The sequence below is a fragment of the Empedobacter tilapiae genome, from assembly GCF_004785645.1.
Classification (GTDB): domain Bacteria; phylum Bacteroidota; class Bacteroidia; order Flavobacteriales; family Weeksellaceae; genus Empedobacter; species Empedobacter tilapiae.
Genome location: NZ_SRPE01000004.1, coordinates 113,908 through 137,551 on the forward strand (window position 1 = coordinate 113,908; position 23,644 = coordinate 137,551).

At 30.0% G+C, this 23,644-nt stretch carries 20 protein-coding genes; 14 read left to right on the forward strand and 6 right to left on the reverse strand.

Features of this window, described 5'->3' with window-relative positions; translation table 11 throughout:
* Nucleotides 1–39 precede the first annotated feature (39 nt).
* The 6 genes from E4J94_RS06490 to ribD are packed head-to-tail and all read left to right on the forward strand — an operon-like array spanning nt 40 to nt 6,517.
* Complete coding sequence (locus E4J94_RS06490) at nt 40–780, forward strand: DUF4290 domain-containing protein (protein ID WP_135835044.1); 741 nt, start codon at nt 40–42, stop codon at nt 778–780.
* Between the two features lie 25 nt (nt 781–805).
* Entirely contained in the window at nt 806–2,116 is a 1,311-nt protein-coding gene (gene murA / locus E4J94_RS06495) for a UDP-N-acetylglucosamine 1-carboxyvinyltransferase (RefSeq protein ID WP_135835045.1), read from the forward strand.
* Nucleotides 2,117–2,126: 10 nt separating this feature from the next.
* Nucleotides 2,127–2,804, forward strand: coding sequence for a VTT domain-containing protein (locus tag E4J94_RS06500; RefSeq protein WP_135835046.1), 678 nt, complete (start codon nt 2,127–2,129; stop codon nt 2,802–2,804).
* Nucleotides 2,801–3,535: a shikimate dehydrogenase family protein gene (locus E4J94_RS06505; protein ID WP_135835047.1), complete on the forward strand. Its 735-nt coding sequence runs from the start codon at nt 2,801–2,803 to the stop codon at nt 3,533–3,535. The genes E4J94_RS06500 and E4J94_RS06505 overlap by 4 nt, the downstream gene beginning before the upstream one ends.
* Before the next feature lie 57 nt (nt 3,536–3,592).
* A complete protein-coding gene (locus tag E4J94_RS06510; protein ID WP_135835048.1) occupies nt 3,593–5,455 on the forward strand; it encodes a DUF349 domain-containing protein in 1,863 nt (620 codons plus the stop codon).
* A gap of 9 nt (nt 5,456–5,464) precedes the next feature.
* On the forward strand, nt 5,465–6,517 hold the full coding sequence (gene ribD / locus E4J94_RS06515; protein WP_135835049.1) for a bifunctional diaminohydroxyphosphoribosylaminopyrimidine deaminase/5-amino-6-(5-phosphoribosylamino)uracil reductase RibD: 1,053 nt from the start codon (nt 5,465–5,467) through the stop codon (nt 6,515–6,517).
* Between the two features lie 16 nt (nt 6,518–6,533).
* On the opposite strand, the gene E4J94_RS06520 is transcribed toward ribD, so the two are convergent.
* Both E4J94_RS06520 and E4J94_RS06525 read right to left on the reverse strand, forming a co-directional pair.
* Complete coding sequence (locus E4J94_RS06520; RefSeq protein ID WP_135835050.1) at nt 6,534–6,923, reverse strand: NTF2 fold immunity protein; 390 nt, start codon at nt 6,921–6,923, stop codon at nt 6,534–6,536.
* An 18-nt stretch (nt 6,924–6,941) separates the two neighbouring features.
* A complete protein-coding gene (locus E4J94_RS06525; protein WP_135835051.1) occupies nt 6,942–7,439 on the reverse strand; it encodes a hypothetical protein in 498 nt (165 codons plus the stop codon).
* A gap of 73 nt (nt 7,440–7,512) precedes the next feature.
* Here E4J94_RS06525 and E4J94_RS06530 point away from each other — a divergent pair, with 73 nt between their 5' ends.
* The 3 genes from E4J94_RS06530 to E4J94_RS06540 all read left to right on the forward strand — a co-directional run bounded on the left by E4J94_RS06530 (nt 7,513) and on the right by E4J94_RS06540 (nt 12,096).
* Nucleotides 7,513–8,118 carry an IMPACT family protein gene (locus E4J94_RS06530; RefSeq protein ID WP_135835052.1) on the forward strand — a complete coding sequence of 202 codons (606 nt, stop codon included), beginning with the start codon at nt 7,513–7,515 and terminating at the stop codon, nt 8,116–8,118.
* Nucleotides 8,118–9,167 carry an acyltransferase family protein gene (locus tag E4J94_RS06535; protein ID WP_135835053.1) on the forward strand — a complete coding sequence of 350 codons (1,050 nt, stop codon included), beginning with the start codon at nt 8,118–8,120 and terminating at the stop codon, nt 9,165–9,167. The genes E4J94_RS06530 and E4J94_RS06535 overlap by 1 nt, the downstream gene beginning before the upstream one ends.
* A gap of 238 nt (nt 9,168–9,405) precedes the next feature.
* Nucleotides 9,406–12,096 carry a T9SS-dependent M36 family metallopeptidase gene (locus E4J94_RS06540; protein ID WP_135835054.1) on the forward strand — a complete coding sequence of 897 codons (2,691 nt, stop codon included), beginning with the start codon at nt 9,406–9,408 and terminating at the stop codon, nt 12,094–12,096.
* Between the two features lie 66 nt (nt 12,097–12,162).
* On the opposite strand, the gene E4J94_RS06545 is transcribed toward E4J94_RS06540, so the two are convergent.
* Complete coding sequence (locus E4J94_RS06545) at nt 12,163–12,969, reverse strand: cobalamin-binding protein (RefSeq protein ID WP_135835055.1); 807 nt, start codon at nt 12,967–12,969, stop codon at nt 12,163–12,165.
* Between the two features lie 125 nt (nt 12,970–13,094).
* Nucleotides 13,095–13,676, reverse strand: a complete 582-nt coding sequence (locus E4J94_RS06550; RefSeq protein WP_135835056.1) for a DUF481 domain-containing protein — start codon at nt 13,674–13,676, stop codon at nt 13,095–13,097.
* Nucleotides 13,677–13,862: 186 nt separating this feature from the next.
* On the opposite strand from E4J94_RS06550, the gene E4J94_RS06555 reads away from it, so the two are divergent.
* Nucleotides 13,863–15,095 carry a hypothetical protein gene (locus E4J94_RS06555; RefSeq protein WP_135835057.1) on the forward strand — a complete coding sequence of 411 codons (1,233 nt, stop codon included), beginning with the start codon at nt 13,863–13,865 and terminating at the stop codon, nt 15,093–15,095.
* 41 nt (nt 15,096–15,136) lie between these two features.
* Here the strand turns inward: E4J94_RS06555 and E4J94_RS06560 are convergent, their stop codons facing one another.
* On the reverse strand, nt 15,137–15,871 hold the full coding sequence (locus E4J94_RS06560; protein ID WP_135835058.1) for an MBL fold metallo-hydrolase: 735 nt from the start codon (nt 15,869–15,871) through the stop codon (nt 15,137–15,139).
* Nucleotides 15,872–15,976: 105 nt separating this feature from the next.
* Nucleotides 15,977–17,194: a phage integrase SAM-like domain-containing protein gene (locus tag E4J94_RS06565; protein ID WP_135835059.1), complete on the reverse strand. Its 1,218-nt coding sequence runs from the start codon at nt 17,192–17,194 to the stop codon at nt 15,977–15,979.
* Between the two features lie 256 nt (nt 17,195–17,450).
* Between E4J94_RS06565 and E4J94_RS17965 the strand changes: the two genes are divergently transcribed.
* From E4J94_RS17965 to E4J94_RS06580, 4 genes are all read left to right on the forward strand, one after another.
* Nucleotides 17,451–17,765, forward strand: a complete 315-nt coding sequence (locus E4J94_RS17965) for a DNA-binding domain-containing protein (protein WP_221411280.1) — start codon at nt 17,451–17,453, stop codon at nt 17,763–17,765.
* Nucleotides 17,660–18,148: a DUF4469 domain-containing protein gene (locus tag E4J94_RS06570; RefSeq protein ID WP_221411281.1), complete on the forward strand. Its 489-nt coding sequence runs from the start codon at nt 17,660–17,662 to the stop codon at nt 18,146–18,148. Before E4J94_RS17965 ends, E4J94_RS06570 begins: the two co-directional genes overlap by 106 nt.
* Before the next feature lie 171 nt (nt 18,149–18,319).
* The gene (locus E4J94_RS06575) at nt 18,320–18,967 is read left to right on the forward strand and encodes a hypothetical protein (RefSeq protein WP_135835060.1); all 648 of its coding nucleotides are present in this window, start codon (nt 18,320–18,322) and stop codon (nt 18,965–18,967) included.
* A gap of 86 nt (nt 18,968–19,053) precedes the next feature.
* On the forward strand, nt 19,054–23,637 hold the full coding sequence (locus E4J94_RS06580; protein WP_135835061.1) for a hypothetical protein: 4,584 nt from the start codon (nt 19,054–19,056) through the stop codon (nt 23,635–23,637).
* The last annotated feature ends 7 nt before the right edge of the window (nt 23,638–23,644 follow it).

Here is a 23,644-nt window from a genome sequence, read left to right on the forward strand (position 1 = left end):
GAATTTTGTAAATTTGTAACCAATACATTAGAAAATTTAATGGAATATAATACACTTCGTACACAATTGATTATTCCAGAATATGGACGTCATATTCAAGAAATGGTAAATCATTGTAAAACAATAACAGACGAAAAAGAACGTAATGGGTTTGCTGAAATTATAATTGAAGTAATGGGCGAACTAAATCCTCATTTACGAGATGTCCCAGATTTTCAACATAAACTTTGGGATCAGCTTTTTATTATGGCTGAATTCGATTTGGATGTGAAATCACCTTATCCTATTCCTACAAAAAAAGATACTGTAAATAGCAAACCAAATAAAGTTGATTATCCGCAAAGTATTTACAAGTATAGATATTATGGTAATAATATTCGAAAAATGATTGATGTTGCTGTTACTTGGGAAGAAGGTGAAAAGCGAGAAGGCTTATATTTTGCTATTGCCAATCACATGAAAAAATGTTATTTACTTTGGAATAAAGATACTGTTGATGATCAAGTTATTTTTAATCATTTGTACGAATTATCTGATGGTAAAATTGATTTGAGAAAAGTAGATGATAATTTAGTTTCTCCTGAGCGTTTGAATAATAATAACAATCATTCAAACAACAATCAAAATAACAGAAATTACCAAAACAATAACAGAAATTATCAAGGTAATAACAATAACCGAAATAATAACCAAAATTCGAATAATCGTCAAAACAACAATAACCGAAATAATAACAATAATAACAATCGAAACCAAAACGTTCGAAATAATAAAGGTTAAATAAAAACTATTTAATATAAACTAAATGGCTACATTTCAAATAAGAGGAGGTAAATCTTTAAAAGGAGAAATCACTCCTCAAGGTGCAAAAAATGAAGTATTACAAATTTTATGTGCAGTTTTATTAACTAATGAACAAGTTCGTGTTAAAAATATTCCAGATATCAGAGATGTCAATCGTCTGATTGAAATTTTAGGCGATTTAGGCGTAAAAACACAAAAAAATGGAAAAGGAGATTTCACTTTCCAAGCAGACGAATTACGATTAGATTATTTAAAAGGAAAACAATTTCGTAAAGACGGTGCTGCATTACGCGGGTCAATCATGCTAATGGGGCCACTTTTAGCTCGTTTTGGAGAAGCTTTTATGCCAAAACCAGGAGGAGATAAAATTGGACGTCGTCGTTTAGACACACACTTCGAAGGCTTTTTTGCTTTAGGAGCAAAATACCGATTCAATCCTGATGAAGATTTTTATGGTGTAGAAGTGGACGAAAACGGATTGCAAGGTTCGTATATGTTATTAGAAGAAGCTTCTGTAACAGGAACTGCAAATATTATTATGGCTGCTGTTTTAGCAAAAGGAACAACAACTATTTATAACGCAGCATGTGAACCTTATATTCAACAATTGTGTAAAATGTTGAACAGAATGGGAGCTAAGATTTCTGGAATTTCCTCTAATCTTTTAACGATTGAAGGAGTTGAGAGTTTAGGAGGAACAGAACATACATGTTTACCAGATATGATTGAAATTGGATCATGGATAGGTTTGGCTGCAATGACAAAATCTGAAATAACAATTAAAAATGTTTCATGGGAAAATTTAGGCGTTATTCCAGATGTTTTTAGAAAATTAGGAATTAAACTAGAAAAAGTTAATGATGATATTTATATTCCAGCTCAAGAAAATTATTCGATTGAACGTTTTATAGATGGTTCCATTTTAACAATTTCTGATGCTCCTTGGCCAGGGTTTACTCCAGATTTATTATCTATAATTTTAGTTATTGCAACACAAGCAAAAGGAAGTGTTTTGATTCACCAAAAAATGTTCGAATCTCGTTTATTCTTTGTAGATAAATTAATTGATATGGGTGCGCAAATTATTTTATGTGATCCGCACCGTGCAACAGTTATTGGACTTAATCATGAAACACCTTTAAAAGGTGCAGAATTAACTTCTCCTGATATACGTGCAGGGATGTCTTTACTGATTGCTGCACTTTCTGCGAAAGGAAAAACAGTTATTCATAATATCGATCAAATTGACCGTGGTTACGAAGATATTGATGTACGTTTACGTGCATTAGGAGCTGATATAATAAGAGCTTAAAAGATAAAAAATGCAGTCTATTATTGAGTTTATCACAAATTTTGTTCAACGTCCAGATAAGGTGTTAATGGACATAATCAATAATTATGGTTATTGGATTTATGCCATTTTATTCCTAATAATTTTTGCTGAAACAGGTTTAATTGTTATGTCATTTTTAATGCCATTTTTACCTGGGGATGCGCTAATTTTTTCTATTGGAATGATTGCAGCTAATGATGACCAAAACCATTTACATATCGAATATATTATTCCATTGTTAATGGTTGCAGCAATTCTTGGAGATAATGTAAATTATTATGTTGGACGTAAATTTGGAGGATGGATTCTTGGTAGAAAAGATTCTTGGTTTCTTAAAAAGAAACATATAGAAAAAGCAACAGAGTTTTTTAATGAAAATGGTAAAAAAGCAATTATTATCGCTCGTTTTATGCCTGTTGTTCGTACCATAATTCCGTTTATTTGTGGAGTTACAAACCTTAATTACCGAACATTTATTACTTATAGTTTTATTGGTGCGGTACTTTGGGTTGGTGTAATTTCATTATTAGGACATACATTAGGTCAATTTGATATTGTAAAAAATAATTTAGAGAAATTCATTTTCGGAATAATATTATTGGCAAATATGCCACTAATTATTCGTTTAGTGAAAGCTCAATTCAATAAAAATAAAACAGAAGAATGAGACAATTTGGATTAATCGGAAGAAATATTTCCTATTCATTTTCTAAATCTTATTTTGCTGAAAAATTTAAAAACGAAAACATTGTAGACGCTGTCTACAATGTTTTTGATTTAAAGCAAATCGATGAAGTAGAAAAAGTATTCGAAACGGAAGGTTTAATAGGATTTAATGTAACAATTCCTTACAAACAAGAAATAATTCCATTTTTGGATGAATTATCGCCAGAAGCTAAATCAATTGGTGCTGTAAACACAGTTTTAATAAAAGACGGAAAGCGAATCGGTCATAATACAGATTGTTATGGTTTTCATCATTCATTAGAACCTCTCTTAGAATCACATCACAAAAAAGCGTTAGTTTTAGGAAATGGAGGTGCTGCAAAAGCAGTTTATTATATTCTTGATTTATTACAAATTAAATATAAAATCGTTTCGAGAGCAAAATTAGATAATTATTTAACTTATGAGGAATTAGATGAAGAAGTTATTAATAATCATCAAATTATTATTAACTGTTCACCTGTTGGAACATTTCCGAATGTAGAAAATTCTCCATCTTTACCTTATCAATTAATCAATGAAAAACACTTATTGTACGATTTGATTTACAATCCACCATTGACAAAGTTTTTAGAAAATGGTAAAAATCAAGGAGCTAAAATAAAAAATGGACATGAAATGTTAATATTACAGGCTGAAAAAGCTTGGGATATTTGGAATAAACTCGATTAATGAACTTGATATTGTCCCCAAATTTTATTAAGTTTGAGGAACAAAACTTTTTTTCTTATGAATACTGAAATGGATAACCTGCAAAATGCAGATGGAGAACAATTACCAAAATCTGCACCTATAAATGATTCTAACACGGAAACATACAAAACAGAAGAGTTAACGAATCAAGAAAATGTAAATAATATTTCTTTTAAAGATTACGAAACATTTAGTTTTGATGTATTGATTAACGAAGCTAAAAATCTTCTAAGTAAATACGATGTTCAGGATATTCGTGAACATTTTAATCAAATTCGAGAAGCATTTAAAAATAAATTGGAAGAAGATGAAGCTGTAAAAAAAGAAGCTTTTTTAAATGAAGGAGGAGAAGAGTTAGATTTTAGATACGAAACATCTTTTAGAGCAAAATTTAATGCTGTCTATAACGATTTTAAAAATCAATTGGCAATTTTCCATAAAGAAAACGAAAAAAAGGAATCTGAAAATTTAAAAGAACGTATAGAAATTATTGATGAATTAAAAGCTTTATATCAAGAGCCAAATGATTCATCTGCTGCTATGTTCAAGAAATTTCGAGAATTAAAAACTCGTTGGCATAATGCAGGAAGAATACCAAGTAAAAATGCTGAAAATGTATTCAAAAATTACTTTTTCCATTTAGACAACTTTTATACATATTTGGACATGAATAAAGAATTACAAACTTTGGATTACGTGCATAATCTTGAAGTTCGTTATTCTATTATCAAAAGAGCAGAAGAACTAGTCTTAGAAAATAATGTTCAAAAAGCGTTGAATGAGTTACAATATCTTCACCGTTTATGGAAGGAAGAAGCTGTTCCTGTACAAGAAGATTTACGCGAGCCAACTTGGCAAAAATTCAAAGAATTGACAAATAAAATTCATGACCGAAAAGGAGAATTGAATGAAAAAATAAAACAAGAACAAAAAGATAATTTAGAGAAGAAAAATCAAATTATTGCTCGTATAAAAGAAATAGCATCAACTACTGTAAGTAAGTCACATAGCGATTGGCAAAAAGCAATTAAAGAGGTAAATACATTGCGTGAAAACTTTATTTCTTTAGGTAGAGTTCCGAAAGAAAAAAATTCTGCTACTTGGGAAGCTTTTAAAGAAGTTACAAGAGAATTTAATCACATCAAAAATGATTTTTATAAAGATTTAAAATCTGAACAACAAATAAATCTTGAAAAGAAACTAGCATTACTTGAAATAGCAAAAGAACATACAGATAGTATTGATTGGAATAAATCTGTACAAGTCATTAAAAAAATCCAAAATGATTGGAAAAAAATTGGTCATGTACCAAGAAAAAACTCTGATAAAATATGGAAAGAGTTTAAGGATACATGCAATCAATTCTTTGATCGTTATAAAAAACGTCACGAACAAGCGAATCAAAAATTCGAACAGAATTTAGAAAATAAACAAGCTTTCTTAGAAGATTTCAAGAATCAAACAATTTCTGAAAATAAGAATGAGGCGTTGAAACAATTAGAAGAAATTCAGAATAATTGGACAGCTTTAGGAAAAGTTCCTTCTGATAAAATATCGATTAACCAAGAGTTTACAGATTTATATCATAAGAAATTAGAAGCTTTGAATCTTTCTAAAAATGAATTGAATGATTACAAATTACAATCTTTTGTAAATAAAGTAAAATCTGGAAATAATGGGAATTTATTAGATGATGAGATTAGAAAAACACGAAAAATAATTGAAGATTTAGAGAAAGAAATCAATCAATTAGATAATAATGTACATTTCTTTTCGAATGCAAATGAAAACAATCCTTTGTTAAAAGATGTTTATAAGCAGATTGACGATAAACGTAAAAAATTGATAGAGGCTGAAATCAAACTGAAAACATTATTCAATATTGATTTTAATGCATAATTTTTAGGCATGGCACAACAATCTATCGATGAGCAATATATGGCTCGTTGTATACAAATTGCAACAAACGGGTTAGGAACAACATATCCTAATCCGTTTGTTGGTTCTATTATTGTACATAATAATCAAATAATAGGCGAAGGTTTTACATCAGAATATGGTGGGCCGCACGCGGAAGTTAACGCAATTAATTCGGTTAAAAATCAAGAATTATTAAAAGAATCCACATTATATGTTACGTTAGAACCTTGTTCGCATCATGGTAAAACGCCTCCTTGCGCCGATTTGATTATTAAAAAAGAAATTCAAAAAGTAGTAATTGGAACTCTAGATCCTTTTGCAAAAGTAAATGGACAAGGTTATTTGCGTTTACTGAAAAATGGTGTTGATGTAACATTAGGTGTTTTGGAAAAAGAATGCATCAAACTTAATAAGCGTTTTATGACGTTTCATCAAAAAAAACGTCCATATATTATCTTAAAATGGGCGCAAACAGAAGATGGTTATATGGGACGCGATGATGTGCAATTGTGGATTACAAACCAATATACAAAACAATTGGTACATAAATGGCGAACGGAAGAACAAGCTATTTTAGTTGGAAAAAATACAGCTCTTATTGATAATCCGCAGCTTAATTCAAGATTATGGGAAGGGAATAATCCGTTGAGAATAGCGATTGATAAAAACTTAGCGATTCCGAGAAGTTTCCATTTGTTTGATCAATCACAACCTACTGTTATTTTTAATTCGATTGAAAATTGTTCTGAAGAAAATCTAGAACTTGTTCAATTAGATTTTACGCAAAAAATATTGCCTCAAGTAATGGATTATTTGTACGAAAACAATATTCAATCCTTGATTATTGAAGGTGGAAGTGATACCATTCAACATTTTATTGATGCTGATTTGTGGGATGAAGCACGAATTTTGAGTTCGGATACCATTTGGAATGAAGGAATTTTAGCTCCTCGACTAAAAGGAACTCGAACTGAAAAACATCGCTTTTTGAATGATGAATTAAATATTTTCGAAAATAGAATAGAAATTGAAGAACCTTAGATTTTAAGGTTCTTTTTTATTTTCCATGAGTCATTTTAAGTATTTGTGCATTTCTCTTATCAATAATTATTAGAAATGTTCCTCCAATATAATTTTTATCCAAAGTTCCATTTACAACATAATAATTTCCAAAATCATTTATTCCGTAAGGTTTTTGATCTTCAATATTTTTCTTCCCATAAATATCAAAAAGTATAGGTTCTATTACGCTAATTAACGTTTCTTGATTTTTAATTATTTTATCTTTAGAATTAATTATGTTATGAAGTTTATTATTTGCAAGAACTTCTTTTAATTGATATTCAGCAGCTTCTTTTGATAAAGCAATTCGATTTTTAGAATCTTGTCCACAAGAATAATTAAATAATAAAAAGACAAATGATAAGCTTAAAAATATATGATTCATAATGTTAATTATTTAATGTTAACTAATCCAAATTAAGATTTTCTTTTTAATCTTCCATTTTCCATTCACCTTTTCAAAAATATAAACTGAACTTTCTCCACATAACATTTCACAATGTTCTGTTATTTTGATAAGTGCTAAATCAGAATTTGAGGATAAAATTGGTTCAGAAACTGAATAATAAAAAGTTGTTTTTTGATTCTTATTATTGAGATTCTTAAACTTATTTCGGCTTTTATAATTTACTAATTCTTTAAAATTAGAAAATAGCAATTGTACATAAACAGAAGGTTTATCAATTAATGAAAAAGATTTTAAATATTCAGAATCAAATTCAATATTATCTTCAGCCTCTACTATATTATAACCAGAAATAATATTCGTTTCATTCAAAATTTGCTCAGTGATTACATTTTTTTCATGATTAGAATGATATTGAAAAACCGAATAAGCCAATCCAATTAATAGAATTGCTAAAATAATTTTTATTGATTTTGAAAATTTACTCCTTTTCATCACTTATAAATATAAAACCTTTTTTCTTTAAAAGTACTATTTAAACTATCTTTGCGGTACTTTTCAATACAACATGACGGACAATTATCGTACAATCGAGAAAGCGGTGGAAGATGTAATTTTCAAAGAATTGGGTAGTAAGTTTATTAATTTTGCTTATCCAGTTGAAAATGAAGATGACATCAGAATTTATTTGGATCAATTGCGCGAAATTTATCCCGATGCAAATCATCATTGTTACGCCTATGCACTTGGAATTGATGGTAAAAATCATCGTGCAAATGATGATGGGGAACCAAGTGGTTCGGCTGGTTTACCAATTTATAATCAAATTTTATCAAGTGAAATCACTAATATTTTGATTGTCTCTGTACGTTATTTTGGTGGAACAAAATTAGGTATTCCTGGTTTGGTAAAAGCGTATAAATATGCCGCACAAGTTGTACTAGAAGAAGCAAATATTGTAGAAAAATTTGTTTCGAAACGTGTGAAAATGGTTTTTAGTTATGATCAACAAGGAATTGTAGAGCGCAATGTCGATCGTATTTCTGGTGAGATTAAAGACAAACATTTTTCTGATAAGTGTATGTTTATAATTTCTGTAAGAGAAAGTAAATTAGATGAATTTATTCGCATGTTTGACGAATATTATCAAATGGAAATTAAAATTATTGATTAATGCTAAATAGCTTAACTTCTTTACGTTTTTTCTTTGCTTTTGTCGTATTCTTAAGCCATTTAACGTTTGTAAAAACCGATTTAGCTTGGTATAATAATCTAAAAAACAACGTCTTTTTCGAAGGTTATTTAGGTGTTGGTTTCTTCTTTATTTTGAGCGGATTTGTTCTGGCTCTTAATTACGAAAAGAAAATCATTGACAATCCAAATTTTGATAAAAAGAAGTTTTATATCGCGCGAATTGCTCGTATTTATCCGCTTCATGTCCTAACATTTTGTGTCATGTTGCCGTTTGTTATCATCAATGTTTGGCAAAGTTATTTTCATTGGGATATTGCAGGCGCAAACTTATTTTTATTGCAATCTTATATTCCGATAAAAGACTTTTATTTCTCTATTAATAACGTTTCGTGGAGTATTTCCACCGAATTATTTTTCTACTTAATGTTTCCTTTTTATGTGATTTGGTTGCATAAATTCTCGAAGCTGAAATATATTTTATTACTAATTATTCCGATTATCATTTTTGCTGAACCTTATTTTAGAACAAATATGAAGTTGGAGAAAGCAATTTTTTATATCAATCCAATTGTTCGCAGTTTCGATTTTATTTTAGGAATTATTACGTGTCAAATCTATAAAAAGATAAAAGATACTCCTATCAATTTTTCAAAAGGAACTTTAATAGAAATCGCTGCTATTACAGTTTTGATAATCTTTTTTTATTTCCACAATGATGTTGCAAGAGCTTTTCGTTATGGAATTTATTATTGGATTCCGATGATTGGAATTGTATTAGTTTTTGCATTACAGAAAGGTTTATTTTCTAAGATTCTTCAACATAGAAGTCTTGTTTATTTAGGAGAAATTAGTTTTGCATTTTATATGATTCATATGATTGTTATAAAATATGGGAATCAATATTTACCTGCAATAAACGATTTTGTGAAAATTGGAATCTATTTAAGCATTGCTTTAATTTTAAGTGCTTTTACTTTTGAGTATTTTGAGAAACCAGTTGCAAAAATGATAAAAGAAAAGTTTAAATAGCAATTATTAGTAGTGAAAATTACATATTTAATAAATATACCTTTATTTTTGTTTTATATCTGTATTTCTAACTAACAAACAGTAGTTAATTTTTTGCTTTTTTTACTTTTTTTAAAAATAATTTCTATCATTCTTAATATTAGTAGATATTTTGTGAATTTTTAGGATAAAACATTATCAAAAAAGTTAAGTTATACATTTTTTATATAATTTAATCACAAAATAAATTAACACTAATATGAAAAAAAATCAATTTAAGGCTTTACTACTTTTACCTTTTTTATCTTTCCAATTTTTGAATGCTCAAAATCATGAACAAGAAGTAAAAAAATATTTTCAGACGAATTTGAAAAGCTTAAAAGCTTCAAATCAATTAAAAGATTTTAAGATTGTAAATGTAGATCCTTCCAAATCTTTAAAAGCTGATATTGTTTCAGTTCAGCAAGAAATTAATGGTATTCCTGTTTTTAATCGTTCTGCTACTTTTTTAATTAAAGATGGCAGAATAAATCATGTAACTGATGGTTTTGAATACAAAATTAATATTAGAAATCTAGATCAAAAGAAACAGGTAACGAATGAAACCAATGCTTTTTTGACTTTTGCTAATTCAATAGAATTGAAAAATGCATCTTCTTATACTTTTGAAAAAAAATCGAAAGAAGAAAATAATTTATTGAAAACAAGTAAATTGGATCAGGTTAAAACAGATTTAATTTATTATATAAAAGATAACGAAGCTAAACTTGCTTATAAAATTGTGTTTCGTGAAAAAAATACATCTAATAATTGGTTAGGAATAGTAGATGCTGCAACTTCCGAAATATTACTTAAAACGAATACTACAATTTATGATCATTTTCATCAAAATGATTCATTTCTTTCTCAAAACTATACTTCTAAAGATTCAAAGAAAACAGTAGCTTATCCGCTTAATAAAACTACTGAAAAAACTAAAGCTACTACTGCTAGATATAATGTTTTTAAACTTCCTGTAGAGGCACCAAATTTTGGGAATAGAAGTATTGTAAATGAACCTTTTAATGATACTTATGCTCCTCTTGGATGGCACGATACAAATCATCCAGATTTTGAAGGTTTTAAAGATTATTCCATTGGAAATAATGTAGCTGCTTATACTGATGAAAATAATAGAAATGCCCTTGATGATTTATCTCAAGCCGCATATGGAGGGCCTTCTAAAAACTTTGATTTTCCTCTGGATATAAATTCTTCAGTTGATACTTATCGTGAAGCGGCTATTACAAACCTTTTCTATATGAATAATGTAATGCATGATATTTCTTATCAATTTGGTTTTACAGAAACAGCTAAAAATTTTCAATATAGTAATCTAAATAGAGGTGGGGAAGAAGCAGATTTCGTAATGGCAGAAGCCAGAGATGGTGGAGGTTATGATAATGCTAATTTTCAAGTTTTAGAAGATGGAAGACCAGCTGTAATGCAAATGTACCTTTGGTCTCCAAAATATATAAATGGAATAAAAGTTAACTCACCTTCTGAATTAAAAGATTTTTCTACAAATACTAAATATCCTGCGGATGTTTTGACATTTCCAGAAGAAGGAATAACTGGAAATATAGCGATTGCATTGCCAGAGAATGGTTGTTCTGAATTTACTAATCCTGAAAGTGTAGTCGATAAAATAGTACTTATAAAAAGGGGAGAATGCTCATTTCAAGATAAATATATAAACGCAGCGAATGCAAATGCAAAAGCAATTATTTATTATAATGCAAATGACGAGCAAGTATTAGGGGCTTATAATTCAGGTGTTTTAGTAGAAGGTTTAGCATTTTATTCAATCTTAGTTGATCATAAAGCTGGCGAAATATTAAAAGAAGGTTTAAAAAATCATGGTCAGCTTAATTTAACAATTAATAAAGATTTATCATCAGTTCCTCAGCCAGATGGTAGCTTAGATAATGGTATCATTGCACATGAATATACTCATGGTATTTCAAACCGTTTAACTGGTTTAGGTGATGGATTATGTTTATTAGCACCAGAATCTAATGAACAAATGGGAGAAGGATGGTCTGATTATTTGGCATTAATGTTAACATTAAAACCGACAGATAATGAAACAATACCAAGAGGTATAGGAACTTATTCTCAGAATCAAGATATTAATGGATTAGGAATTCGTCCTGCTCAATATTCTCCTGATTTTAGTGTCAATAATTATACGTATGGTAGGACAAACGGAATGGAATATCCAGCAAGTATTTTTGGAATTGTAGTAGGAACTATGCCTGATGTTCATAGTATAGGCTTTGTTTGGAATACTATGTTATGGGATTTGACTTGGAAATATGTAGAAAAATATGGTTATAATCATGACGTAACAGCTGATAAAAAAAGTGGGACGGCAAGAGCTTTACAGCTTGTAATGGATGGAATGAAATTACAAAAATGTAATCCTTCGTTTGTTGATGGTCGCGATGCTATTTTAGCAGCCGATAAGGCTCAGACAGGCGGTGAAAATAAATGTTTAATATGGAATTCTTTTGCAAAACGAGGGTTAGGAATTAATGCTTCTCCAGGAGGTGTTAATGGAACTTGGTATAATACGGATGGTCAACCAAACCCAGATCTTTATGATCAAGTAGAAGATTTTAATGTACCTAAAGAGTGTGAACTTTCAACTTCTGACATTAATACAACTAAACAAATTATCATTTCACCAAATCCAGCTAAAAATGAAGTGTTTATTAATAGTAAAAGTTTAAATGGAAATTATAATATAAAAATTTATAGTATGACAGGTTCTGTAGTAAAAGAAGATAACTATAGTGCTTTAAATCAGATATCTATAAATGTTTCAAATCTGCCAAATGGAGTTTATATTATGAAAGTTGAAGGAGATAAGATTAATCACTCTCAAAAATTAATAATAAAAAAATAGATTATATAATTACAAAAAAATCAGCTTAGAAAATATTTCTAGGCTGATTTTAATTTTAAGAATTTATTAATCAAAATAATATTGACAACTATTAATGATTATTTCTGCAATTTTATCTAAACCTTCTGTTAAAGCTGCAGGACCTGGTTGTAAAATCAATTCAGATTTTATTTCATACAATTGATTTTGTTGTATAGCTTTTATATTCTCGAAACCGATTCGTTGTTTTACTTTCTCAGGTTTAAACATTTTACCACACCAAGAACCAATAATTATTTCAGGATTTCGAGCAATAACTTGTTCATTCAATAAAATTCTATCTTTTGCTAAAGCTTTATTTTTGAGCTCAGGGAAGGCTAATTTTCCACCAGCGATTTCAATCAAATCATTTACCCAAGCACTTCCTGAAATGATAGGATCATCCCATTCTTCAAAAAAAACAGTTGGATGATAAGAAAGGAGAGAAGCTTGTTGTTTTATTCCTTCGAGTTTTTTTTCGTAAGATTCCACTAATTTTAATCCTTTTTCTTGACAACCAATTAATGAAGTAAATTGAATAATCATATTTAAAATTTCTTCAACTGTTCGATGGTTAAATATAAAGACATTGATTCCTCTTTTTATTAACTCTGAAGCAATATTAGCTTGTAAATCTGAATATCCGACTACTAAATCTGGTTTTAAATCAATAATATCTTCAAACTTTGCATCTAGAAAAGTAGAAACTTTTGGTTTTTCTTTTCTAGCTTCTGGAGGGCGATAAGTAAAACCACTAATTCCAACCAATCGATGCTGTTCGTTGATATTATATAAAATTTCAGTCCCTTCTTCAGTTAAACAAATAATACGTTGAGGAAAACGATTTAATAACATTAATTTTATTTTAAATATAGATTAACTAATCCAATTTGAAAAGTTGATTATAAAAAAGTGAAACTAAAAATAAAGCTATCAATTTTATAATTGATAGCTTTAAATAATTTAAGAGAATTTTATAATTATTTATGTCCTAAATATATTTGAAAACCTACGGCTAAACCTAATCCATTTTGAGCCTGAGCATTTGCTAAATCAGATTTTGAATAGTTATAACCAACCATTCCTTCTAAAGCTACATTTCTTGAGACAAAGTGTGCGTATCCTGCATTTATTCCAAAGGCAAAAGACGTTTGTGAATTTTGCTCAGCTGTTGCTCCAGTTCCTGAAATACCAATATCACCTTGACCAAAAAAACGTCCTGTAGAGCTTGCACCTTCAGGAAAATAGTAACGTACAAATGGAGCTACTTTATAATTCCAAATATTTTTACCTTCTTTCACTGTTTGTAAACCAGCTCCAACACCTAAACCGACAGCTATACCATCTGATATAAAATAACCAGCTTGCGGATTAATATTAATATTGAATTTTTCTCCCTCAAATGAATAACCTAATGACCCGATAGAACCTCCAATTAACCAATTTCCTTGTTTGATTGGAGTGGAACCTACATCTGCTGAAGTTTGTGGAGTTGTTAAATCTTGAGAAAACGCAGTTGTTGCAGTTGCTGCGAATACTAATGTTAAAAATAAATTTTTCATAATTTGTTGATTTTAAAAGAAGTCTGCATACATCGTACCAAAAAAATGTTAATTCTATTTTTTTTGTAAAAAAATAGAATTAATAAAAAATTGTAGATATAAGGATTCCTTATTTAATAAAAAATCACGTATTATTACATTTTGAATATAATTTATTAAACATAACTACAAAATTAACCACAAAATATGAAAAGATTTTTTATTACAATTTCCACTTTATTTATCGTTGGAATATCACAAGTTAATGCACAATATGCATCAGAATATGATGGAGGATTAGTTGTTAAACTGAACCCAGAAGGAAGTAAATATGTCCGATTTATATTATGGGGACAGACTTGGTTTCAAGATTATGAAGGAAAGCATGCAAATGATGGATTTTCAATAAAAAGAGCTCGTGTTTTAGCTTATTCACAAATTAATGATAGATTTATGATTTTAACTCATTTTGGAGCTAATGGAATTTATGATAATAATCTCTCTCCAATGGGAAAAAGTTCAGATGTTTCGTTCTTTTTGCATGAAATGTTTTTGCAGTATAAAGTTACAAATAACTTAGCAATAGGAGCAGGAGTTCATAATTTTGGAGGGATTTCACGTGGAAATGGGCAAGGGTCTATTAATATGTTGATGTTAGACAATAATCGAGCGGATTGGTCTACACTTGGTTTATCTGATCAGTTTTCAAATCATTTAGGGATTTTTGCTAAAGGGAGAATAGGAAAATTAAATTATCGTTTGGCACTAAGTGATGCAATAACAAATACGTTAGATGGAAATTCAAGTACTATATTAGAAAATGGTCAAGAAAAATATTTAGGAAAAGCTTTACTTGGAGAAGGTAAATATGCTATTTCAGGATATTTTGATTATCAATTTCTTGATCAAGAATCTAACGCTTTACCATATCGTGTAGGAACTTATTTAGGTACTAAAAAAGTTTTTAATCTTGGAGCTGGGTTTTTTAATCAAAGTAAAGCCATTGTTAAAAAAGAGGATGATAATTTAATAGGAGAGAATGTTACTCATTTTGCTGTTGATGCTTTTTATGACGCACCAATAGGTAAGACTTCATCTATTACAGCTTATGCAAAATATCAAAATTCTGATATGGGTGAGAATTATCTTCAAGGAAATGTTGTAGGGAATGGTAATCAATTTTCTGGACATATAGGCTATCTTTTGCCTAAGAATCTTAAAGAAGGAGAGGGGAAATTTCGTAATAGAATACAACCGTATGTAGGATATTCTTATAGAGATTTTAAAAGTTTAGTAAAGCCTGCAAATGAATTGAAAGTTGGTGGAAATTGGTATATAGATGGACAAAATGCAAAAATATCAATAGAATATCAAAAATCATTTGATCAGCCAAAAAATATGGATGATATGATTACAATTCAAGCAATGATTTTGTTATAATAGTTAAATAAAATAAATGGAGTTCCATCAACTCCATTTATTTAAAATTGTTTTACATCAGTTCTTTTTCCATGATAAAAGAGAATCTTCCAATGTTCTTCTTTTGCTTGAATTTCCCATTGTAAACGATCCTCCATAGCTTTAATTCCATCAACATCATTTTTGAAAGCTGCATGATATCTAAAATAATTAAGTTGAGGCAAATTATCCGCACCATAGAAAACAATATCTTCATCATTTTTGATCCAAAAAACTTGTTGGAACGGAACGTGTCCTCCTACCACTTCAAATTGGATATTCTCTGAAATAGAACCCGAATTTTCATCATTCATCCAAACAATATTTTTGAATGATTTTAATTTTTCTAAACGTTCGTAATTATATGAATTATTTGATTGAGCAACCGCATAATCGTATTCACGTTGTTGAATATAGATTTTTGCATCAGGAAAATTACATACAAATTGTTCTCCAATCCATGTTCCAATTCCATTAATATGATCTTTATGTAAGTGGGAAATCAATACTTTCGTGATTTGATTTGGCGTAATATTATGTTCACGTAGTTTTTTTAGAATAATTGGTTCACATTCAATTTCACTACCATATCCAGTATCAATTAAAATATTTTCTTCTCCAACTTGTACCAAAAATGAACGTACAATAAGATTGTAACCATCTATTGGACGTTTTACATCTACATCATCACTCAAATAATGAAACTCTTTTTTTGCATCAACATGAAAAATACCTTCTAATAGAGGAATAACTTTCATTTACTTTTATTTTTTACAAAGGTAATTCGTTTCTTGTTTAATCTATTGGAAAAACTTTTATCGTATAGTGTTTTATGTTTTAAATGTGTGTTTTAGAAAAATTACTTATAACTTTTCAAAATAAGAAGATAAACTTATAATTCGCTCATAATTACTTGGATTGATATATTTCAGAAACATATGTTCACTACTATGACCTGTAGCCTCTATTAACAAAGGAGTTGGAATTTTTCCATAGAAGTTTGTCGCAAAACTTCTTCTTCCAATATGACTTGATAGCATTTCCCATTTATTAACCAGCATAGTCTTGGAACGAAAACCTAAACGTTTTCGAGCTTTTATAGTTTCATCAATATGTGCTATTTTAGCAATTTTTTTAATGCTTATATTATATTGTTGAATATCCATTTGTTTTGGAAACTGGTTTTTATTTCTTCTCAAAATATCTAAAACAATAGGATGCAAGGGTAAAATAATTTCCTTTTTTGTCTTCTGTTGGGTAAATTTAATACAAGATTTATCACCAATTTTTATCAATTGATCGGAACTGAAATTCATAAAATCTGAAAATCGTTGCCCTACAAAACAACTGATTAATAACCAGTTTTTTGCGTCTTTTAAGTCTTTTGAAACTCTAGTCGATTTTATTTTTTTAATTTCTTTGTCATTTAAGGTAACCATTTCTCGCGATTGTTTTCCTCGGCGTATTTTAAGTTCTCTAACATTTGTTCTGAAACCTTTTATTTCTGCAAAGTTTAGAATAGTTTTCACAAAGCAAATGGTACGATAAATTGTACTTTCACTATATTTTTCATCTTTTCCGAAAATCATAAAATCTCTCATGAAATCTGCATTAACTTGATTAATATACAGCCGTTTACAAGTAAAACCTTCAAAACGTTCTAACAATTTAAAAAAAACTTGATAGCGTTTATATGTTGAATGACAGATGCTCTCTTTTTTTAAAAAAATATAATTTTCCATCAATAACATCAATGAATTATCAGGAATTTTTGTGATTTTTTCTTTACAAATTAGTTTGATTTCTTTAGATAAAACACGCTGTTGAATATTTTTTTTAGTTGCGAGTTTTTCCTGAACATGTTCAGTGACTTGTAGTTTAATTTTATCCAACAAATTATTTATTTTCTTAAATCTCTTTAGGTAAATATTAATTGGACGTTGTTTTTCTTTGTCCCAATCATCCTCAGAAATCTGTAATTGTGTACGAAATGTATAGGTCGTATTTTGTACAGGGTCAATTAATGAAAGATGAATGTTTTTTAGATTTCCATAATTAGGTAAGAAAAAATTAAGCATCATTTTTGTGTTTTTAAAGCACAAATCTAATAAAAAAAGTAGTCCTATATAGACTATAATGAATAAAACAAATGATTGATAAATAGTGATTTAAGTTTGTTTTCAGGAAGTAATTATTGAATTGATTTTTTTTAATATTCGTTTATTAAATGAATATTTTACTATAAATCAATTTATACATTATTATATTTTAAATAAATAAAATTATAAATAGTCTATATAGGACTACTATTACCAAACCATTTAAAATATCTAACCTATGTTACTACATAAAATTAAAGCGTATCTCTATGATAACGTATTAACAAAAGACAATCCCAACGATTTTATCGCGCGTACTGTGAGCGAGCGATCATTGAATGTGAAGCAGATTTGTGAAGCCGCTGTAATACGAGGTGGAGCTGATGTTTCGGCAACTGCGATGGAGCATGCAACTGAACTTTTTCTGAAAGAAATGGCATATCAATTATGCGATGGCTTTTCTGTAAATACAGGATATTTTACTGCGGGACAGAAACTTTTAATAATCAAAAACATAATATTTTATTTCAGTTTAATCAAGGTGAGAAATTAAGAAGCCTAATCTCCACAATAGAAATTTCTATTTTAGGTGTAGCAGAAATAGGATCTGCAATTCTCCAAGTAAAAGATATAAAAAGTGGTACAATAAACGATGTTCTTACTCCAAATCGTAATCTGATAATTAGTGGGAATAAAATAAAAATTGCAGGTAACAATCCTTCAATTGGCATTTACTTCATCAATACTGAAACTGAAGACCGAATAGTAGTAGATACGAATGATATTGTTATCAATAACCCGTCAGAACTGATCGTGGTCATTCCAAATTTACTACCTGCTACTTATACCATAGAGGTTGTTACACAATATGCCGTAGGCACTTTACTAAAGGAGCCTCGCACTGCAAGTTTCGACAAAATATTGAGTATTTTATAGCCAAAAGACATTTGTCCGAACAGATAAAGGTCTTTTATCAATATTAACAAAGAATATTTGTCAACGTAGATAAAATATGTTTATTCGTTCTATACAAATGAATATTTTGGGTCTTGTACTTCAGATTTTTATTTAAACCAATTTATTATTTATTATACCTAACTAACCTCCATGATCAAGTGGATAAAAAAACTAAAACATGTAGGGGAAGGGAAAATTTATTTTCTCTTCCTATACTTATGTTCGCTTAATTTATCTGCACAGGTTTATGTAAAAGAAAATACTATTTTATATGGTTTTGGAGATACTATTGTTTCTAAAAATGAGATAATTCAACAAAAAAAAGAAGCCGAAAAAACACAGATTTTTATAACAAAGGGAACTACGATTGTTAATTTAGAAAAAATCTCTCATGCAGAAATCGTTTCAATTGATAATACAACAAAAGATAAAACGAAATCTTATTCAGAGGTAAAAAGAAAAATCAGTCAAAAAACATCAACAAAAGAAATTAAAACACTGAAAGTTATACAGTGGAAAAAACTTTTGTATTCGAGAAATCTAATACAAACTCTTTTTTTGGGAACTGATTCTTTACACAAAGCCTTTTTAGTTGTTAATTCCCATTGGCATACAACTATTTTACCTTTGCTCCTAATACTTTTAATCTTCATTTTCTTGGCGAAAAAGAATTGTTTTTTATACAAGAATACTTACAACTATATTTTATTTCATTCAAAACATTCACGTGGACCACCAGAAAAAACGAAACATTTCTCTAATGTTTTAAACTTAATAATAATGCTAAACGGAGTCTAGTAAACTTCGTTCAGTTACAAAAAACAATACAGATCTTAGAAAAATGAAATTTCTGAGTATGTAAATAATAACCAATAATTAAAAGAATGAAAAAAATCTTTAACCTATTAGCTATATCGTTGTTAGGTATCAGTTCTTTTGCACAAACAAAGCCTGGGAACACCACCCTTGACGTAGAAGTTTGGCTAAAAGCAGATGACATTACAGTAGCAGATAAAGCAAATATTTCTACTTGGACTGATAATTCAGGCAAAGGAAGAAACTATGTACAAAACGGATCCAATGCGGTACCTCTTTTTGACAAACAGAACTTAATGAACTTCCAACCTTCATTGAGTTTTCCTGCATCTCCAACTAATCGAAAGTTGATATTGAATACTCCTTTTATAACAAATACGAAATCTTATTTTGTTTTCTACGTATCAAAAGTTATTAATAATACCTCAAGATCTGTCACTTATTCAATAGATGGAGATCTTGATGGTAGTGTTGGATGGAGATATCAAGACCCATTCGTTTATAGTACAGCAACTAGTAATACTAATACTATGCGTCGTATGTATGGAATAAACACTGCTATTTTTAAGAATAAGACAGGAACAACTAATCGAAATTTAATATACCATAATGGGGTGCCTAGTACACTTCTTAATGGAACTGCTGTTGAAGGAACTGCTAATGTTTTTGCTGGTAGTGATTTGACTCGTGCATCAGTTATAGGAAACTCTAATATAACGACTGCTTACCCTTTCGTAGGAAATATTCAGGAAATTATAGTGTTGTCATCAAATGTTACTGGTGATATGATTCATCCAGATGAATTGAGAAAGGTATCTTCCTATCTTGCTTTGAAATATGGTATTTCATTAGATAAGGAAGCTCAAAAAAACTATGTTAATTCTGATAATACGGTTGTTTGGAATGGAACAGAAGATGTTACGTATAACAACCATAGATTTGGTATAGGGCGTGATAACGCTAGTGGTTTGTACCAAAAGCAATCTACTAGTTTTGATAAAAGTTTTGCAACTGTATTTTTAGGAGATTTAGCAATAACGAATAACGAAAATACTGATACATCACTTAATAGTGGAGATTATCTTATTTTTGGTTCTAACGGAATGACAGGAGGAACTGTTTACGAATATAGTGAAGGTACTTCTTTTCCATTAGGAGGTACATTTACAAAAGATGTAAATAGGAGAACGCGTACAATACTGAAAGCGCAAGCGACAAAAGCATTTACTGTAAACATCCGCCCAGAGGTACGTGCAACACATGTATTAGTATCTAATGACGCTACTTTTTCTCAAGTAAATACAAAGATATATCCGCTTGATGCTAATAATATTGCAAAAAATGTAGCGATAAACAATGGAAATTATATTAGCTATGCTTATTTCTTAACTGCTCCAGGAGGTGTTACTGACGGGATGAGAGTATGGCTAAATGCTGATGAAACGAACTTAGATTTAGTAAACGGGAACGAAGTAAATGTATGGAATGATTTGTCTCTTTATGGAAATGATTACTCGTACGCTGCATTAGCAGGTTCAGGAAGATTACGTCCTACTTATATTTCTTGTGATCCTTTAATGAATTTTAATCCATCTGTTAATTTTGGTATCAATGATTATTTAGCAATTGCAAACGGACCAATGAGTACTGATGCTCCTAATGCGTTTACCTCTTTTACTGTTTATAGCGCAACAGCGTATGCAGATAGAGATAGACTTTATACTCATGGTTTTGGAGGAACTAATCCTACAACTAGTGCCACAAGATATCCTGCTATGGGATTTGCACCAGATGATCAAGTAGGTCGATTAAGAAATGATGGTACTGGACAAACTAACAATGATGGAAATGCTAAAGGATTTAAAATAAACACTACAGCACTACAAATGATTAGCACAAAAAAAGCCAATGGTGTTAGCGGTGCAGGTTATACTATACATGATTTTGGAGGATGGCAAGATCATGTTAATGCTACTGGAAATTTTGGAGATGGGTTTCGTATGGCACAAGGAGGTACAATTGGAGGTGCAAGTTTAAGTAATGCTTCTTTTCAAGGAAGAATGTCAGAAGTTTTCTTCTATGAGAGAGAGCTTACACTAGTCGAACAAAATGCTATTCGTTCTTATCTAGGAATGAAATATGCTATCACATTAGATGCCGATGGAGCAAGTACAACAGTAAATTACGATTATATTTTATCAGATAATCTAACCAAAGTATGGGCAGGTAATAGTGTACCAAACAATAAATACCATAACAATGTAGCTGGATTGGTACGAGACGATGTTCAGAATCTGAATATTCGCCGAGCAAAATCTACAGCTAAGGGAGCTTCAATTACTTTACTTACCAAAGGAACAGAAACATGTGGTGTAAATGGTGAAGAATTTGACAATCGAAATGGGATTTTTGTAGGACATAATAACGGAAGTGTAGATTATAAAGAGAAAGCTGCTGCTGAAAGTTCTTGCGGTTCAATAGAGCATTCTTTGACAATGACAAATGGTGGAGAAGGTCGTATTTGGTTAGCACAAAACTCGTCAGAGGGAAATGTAATACCAACTTCTAAAAGCATTACTATAAGAGCTGGAGGAGAGATCTTTCCATTTGATGGTGCTAGTTTTGAAGTGTATCTTATGATATCGAATAATGAAGCTGATTTGAAAAATAGTAATTGGGAGAACATCCAAACAGTACCTATGACATATGTAGACGGAGAACATGAAGTAAACTATATATTTACGAAAGAGTATACATATTTTACGTTTGGAGCGAAATCGGTTATGGGAGATTGTGATAGATGTGAATTTGGAGGTATCAAAACATTAGATTTCCCAAGAAATAATTGGGATAGAGGTCAAAAAGAGCGAACTTTCGATCTTGATGATAATTTCTTTGTAGATGTAAAAGTGGAGGATTATAACCTAATGTCTAGAAATTATCCAAGACCCTATGTTCAAAAAACTTTACGAGAAAGAAGAAAAGGAACAGATAATGTTACAACAACTTTTAACTTCTATAATAATGTAGTAACAGAAGGCCCAAATGATACTGAAATAATTGAGAAATCTCCAATAAGCTCAACGGTTAATTTTCAACTTTATCATGTAGACAGGCAACATTATAATTATAAACAGCTTCAAGTAGTTGGTTATTGTGACGGAGCAAGAGTGTATCCTAAGATGACTTATATAGAAGAACGTCGCCCAGAGAGAAGTAAATATAACATCATAGGTCAAGGTAAAGCATATGCCAAAAAGAGAGGAGAAAGATACAGTGGTTCTACTGGTTATACAAACAAATATGGACGAGTTTTCGTAGAATTTGAATCACCTGTTTCAAAAATTGAGATTATCAATACAATAGAAAAGGATGTTTCAGACCCACTTAGTCATATAACAGATTTTGGTATTGGACCAATGGAGTTTTATTGTCCAGCACCACTCCCAGCACCAAATGAAGAAGGATTGATTTTCGTAAAACAAGGAACACCAGAAGTGTTACTTTGTGAGGAAGTAGATTATTCATTCCGTATCATCAATACAAATTGTGATGAAAAAGAAATGACATTCACAGATGAACTACCTATGGGAATGATATGGGTGAATAATTCTGTAGGTACAGAATTAGAATCTGGATCAATTAATGGCTACGGTACTCGCAAATTAACAATTGATAACTTGAAAGTTCCTGGAGGTGGAGCAACACATGTTATTCGTGCAAAAGCTATTTTTGAACAGAATGCTACAGCTGGAGCGTACACCAATAGAGCTAATATAGTATACACAAATAGAATAACGGGAGCTACTGAAAGTTTATATAGTACAGATCGCTTAACAGGTGAGGAAGAAACTATTACAAATGCGCTTAACTCTGATCGCCCAGAACAAATTATAGCAACTATCGAAACAGATAAAAGCTGTTATAATGTAAATGGTGAAATTGAAGTTAAAGTAATTCTTTCCAACCCTAATGGAGATATAATTAATAGCGCTTATTTAAACTTGGATTTTGATGTTGATATCTTTAAACTGAAATACGGTAAAGACAAAAATTATGGTATCGAGACAAATATCCCCGGTTTATTAGATAAGCTTATAGACGATGTAAATGATCCTGATTATGAACCAATAAATGAAACTGGAAGTATCGAATTTGAAGGTTTTACACTAAAAAATGATCAAGAGTATTGGATAACATATACTGTAAAATCATCTGACAATGAAGCAGATTATAACAATATAGATCCTAATACGTTCGCGCCAGAAGATGTGTCGTTTGGTTTTGACTTCTTTATTGATTCAGATGATGTTTGTACAGCTTCTTCTGCAGCCAATGCAAGTGGAACTATAGATTTATCTTTCTGTACTTTCTGTACAGAATTACCTACAGGAGGAAAACCTACTCCATCAAATGTTGGTATTTCTGCATTTAAAGATCAAATAGAAGGATGGCCACAAAACGTAGCAAACGGTTACTTGGTACTTGAATCAGGTAAAAAAGGAATGATTCTATCTAGAACTACACCAGAAGCTATTGGTGAAGCAAACTGGAAAGAAGGTATGATTATATACAATACAGACCTTAAGTGTATCAATATCTATGACGGTACGGAATGGAAATGTATCCAACGTTCTTGTAACAAAAATTAGAAGAACA

Excerpts from the sequence above, each read along its gene's own strand:
- E4J94_RS06490 (WP_135835044.1), top strand. The coding sequence starts at position 40 with ATGGAATATAATACACTTCGTACACAATTGATTATTCCAGAATATGGA.
- murA (WP_135835045.1), top strand. The coding sequence starts at position 806 with ATGGCTACATTTCAAATAAGAGGAGGTAAATCTTTAAAAGGAGAAATC.
- E4J94_RS06500 (WP_135835046.1), top strand. The coding sequence starts at position 2,127 with ATGCAGTCTATTATTGAGTTTATCACAAATTTTGTTCAACGTCCAGAT.
- E4J94_RS06505 (WP_135835047.1), top strand. The coding sequence starts at position 2,801 with ATGAGACAATTTGGATTAATCGGAAGAAATATTTCCTATTCATTTTCT.
- E4J94_RS06510 (WP_135835048.1), top strand. The coding sequence starts at position 3,593 with ATGAATACTGAAATGGATAACCTGCAAAATGCAGATGGAGAACAATTA.
- ribD (WP_135835049.1), top strand. The coding sequence starts at position 5,465 with ATGGCACAACAATCTATCGATGAGCAATATATGGCTCGTTGTATACAA.
- E4J94_RS06520 (WP_135835050.1), bottom strand. The coding sequence starts at position 6,923 with ATGAATCATATATTTTTAAGCTTATCATTTGTCTTTTTATTATTTAAT.
- E4J94_RS06525 (WP_135835051.1), bottom strand. The coding sequence starts at position 7,439 with ATGAAAAGGAGTAAATTTTCAAAATCAATAAAAATTATTTTAGCAATT.
- E4J94_RS06530 (WP_135835052.1), top strand. The coding sequence starts at position 7,513 with ATGACGGACAATTATCGTACAATCGAGAAAGCGGTGGAAGATGTAATT.
- E4J94_RS06535 (WP_135835053.1), top strand. The coding sequence starts at position 8,118 with ATGCTAAATAGCTTAACTTCTTTACGTTTTTTCTTTGCTTTTGTCGTA.
- E4J94_RS06540 (WP_135835054.1), top strand. The coding sequence starts at position 9,406 with ATGAAAAAAAATCAATTTAAGGCTTTACTACTTTTACCTTTTTTATCT.
- E4J94_RS06545 (WP_135835055.1), bottom strand. The coding sequence starts at position 12,969 with ATGTTATTAAATCGTTTTCCTCAACGTATTATTTGTTTAACTGAAGAA.
- E4J94_RS06550 (WP_135835056.1), bottom strand. The coding sequence starts at position 13,676 with ATGAAAAATTTATTTTTAACATTAGTATTCGCAGCAACTGCAACAACT.
- E4J94_RS06555 (WP_135835057.1), top strand. The coding sequence starts at position 13,863 with ATGAAAAGATTTTTTATTACAATTTCCACTTTATTTATCGTTGGAATA.
- E4J94_RS06560 (WP_135835058.1), bottom strand. The coding sequence starts at position 15,871 with ATGAAAGTTATTCCTCTATTAGAAGGTATTTTTCATGTTGATGCAAAA.
- E4J94_RS06565 (WP_135835059.1), bottom strand. The coding sequence starts at position 17,194 with ATGATGCTTAATTTTTTCTTACCTAATTATGGAAATCTAAAAAACATT.
- E4J94_RS17965 (WP_221411280.1), top strand. The coding sequence starts at position 17,451 with ATGTTACTACATAAAATTAAAGCGTATCTCTATGATAACGTATTAACA.
- E4J94_RS06570 (WP_221411281.1), top strand. The coding sequence starts at position 17,660 with ATGCGATGGCTTTTCTGTAAATACAGGATATTTTACTGCGGGACAGAA.
- E4J94_RS06575 (WP_135835060.1), top strand. The coding sequence starts at position 18,320 with ATGATCAAGTGGATAAAAAAACTAAAACATGTAGGGGAAGGGAAAATT.
- E4J94_RS06580 (WP_135835061.1), top strand. The coding sequence starts at position 19,054 with ATGAAAAAAATCTTTAACCTATTAGCTATATCGTTGTTAGGTATCAGT.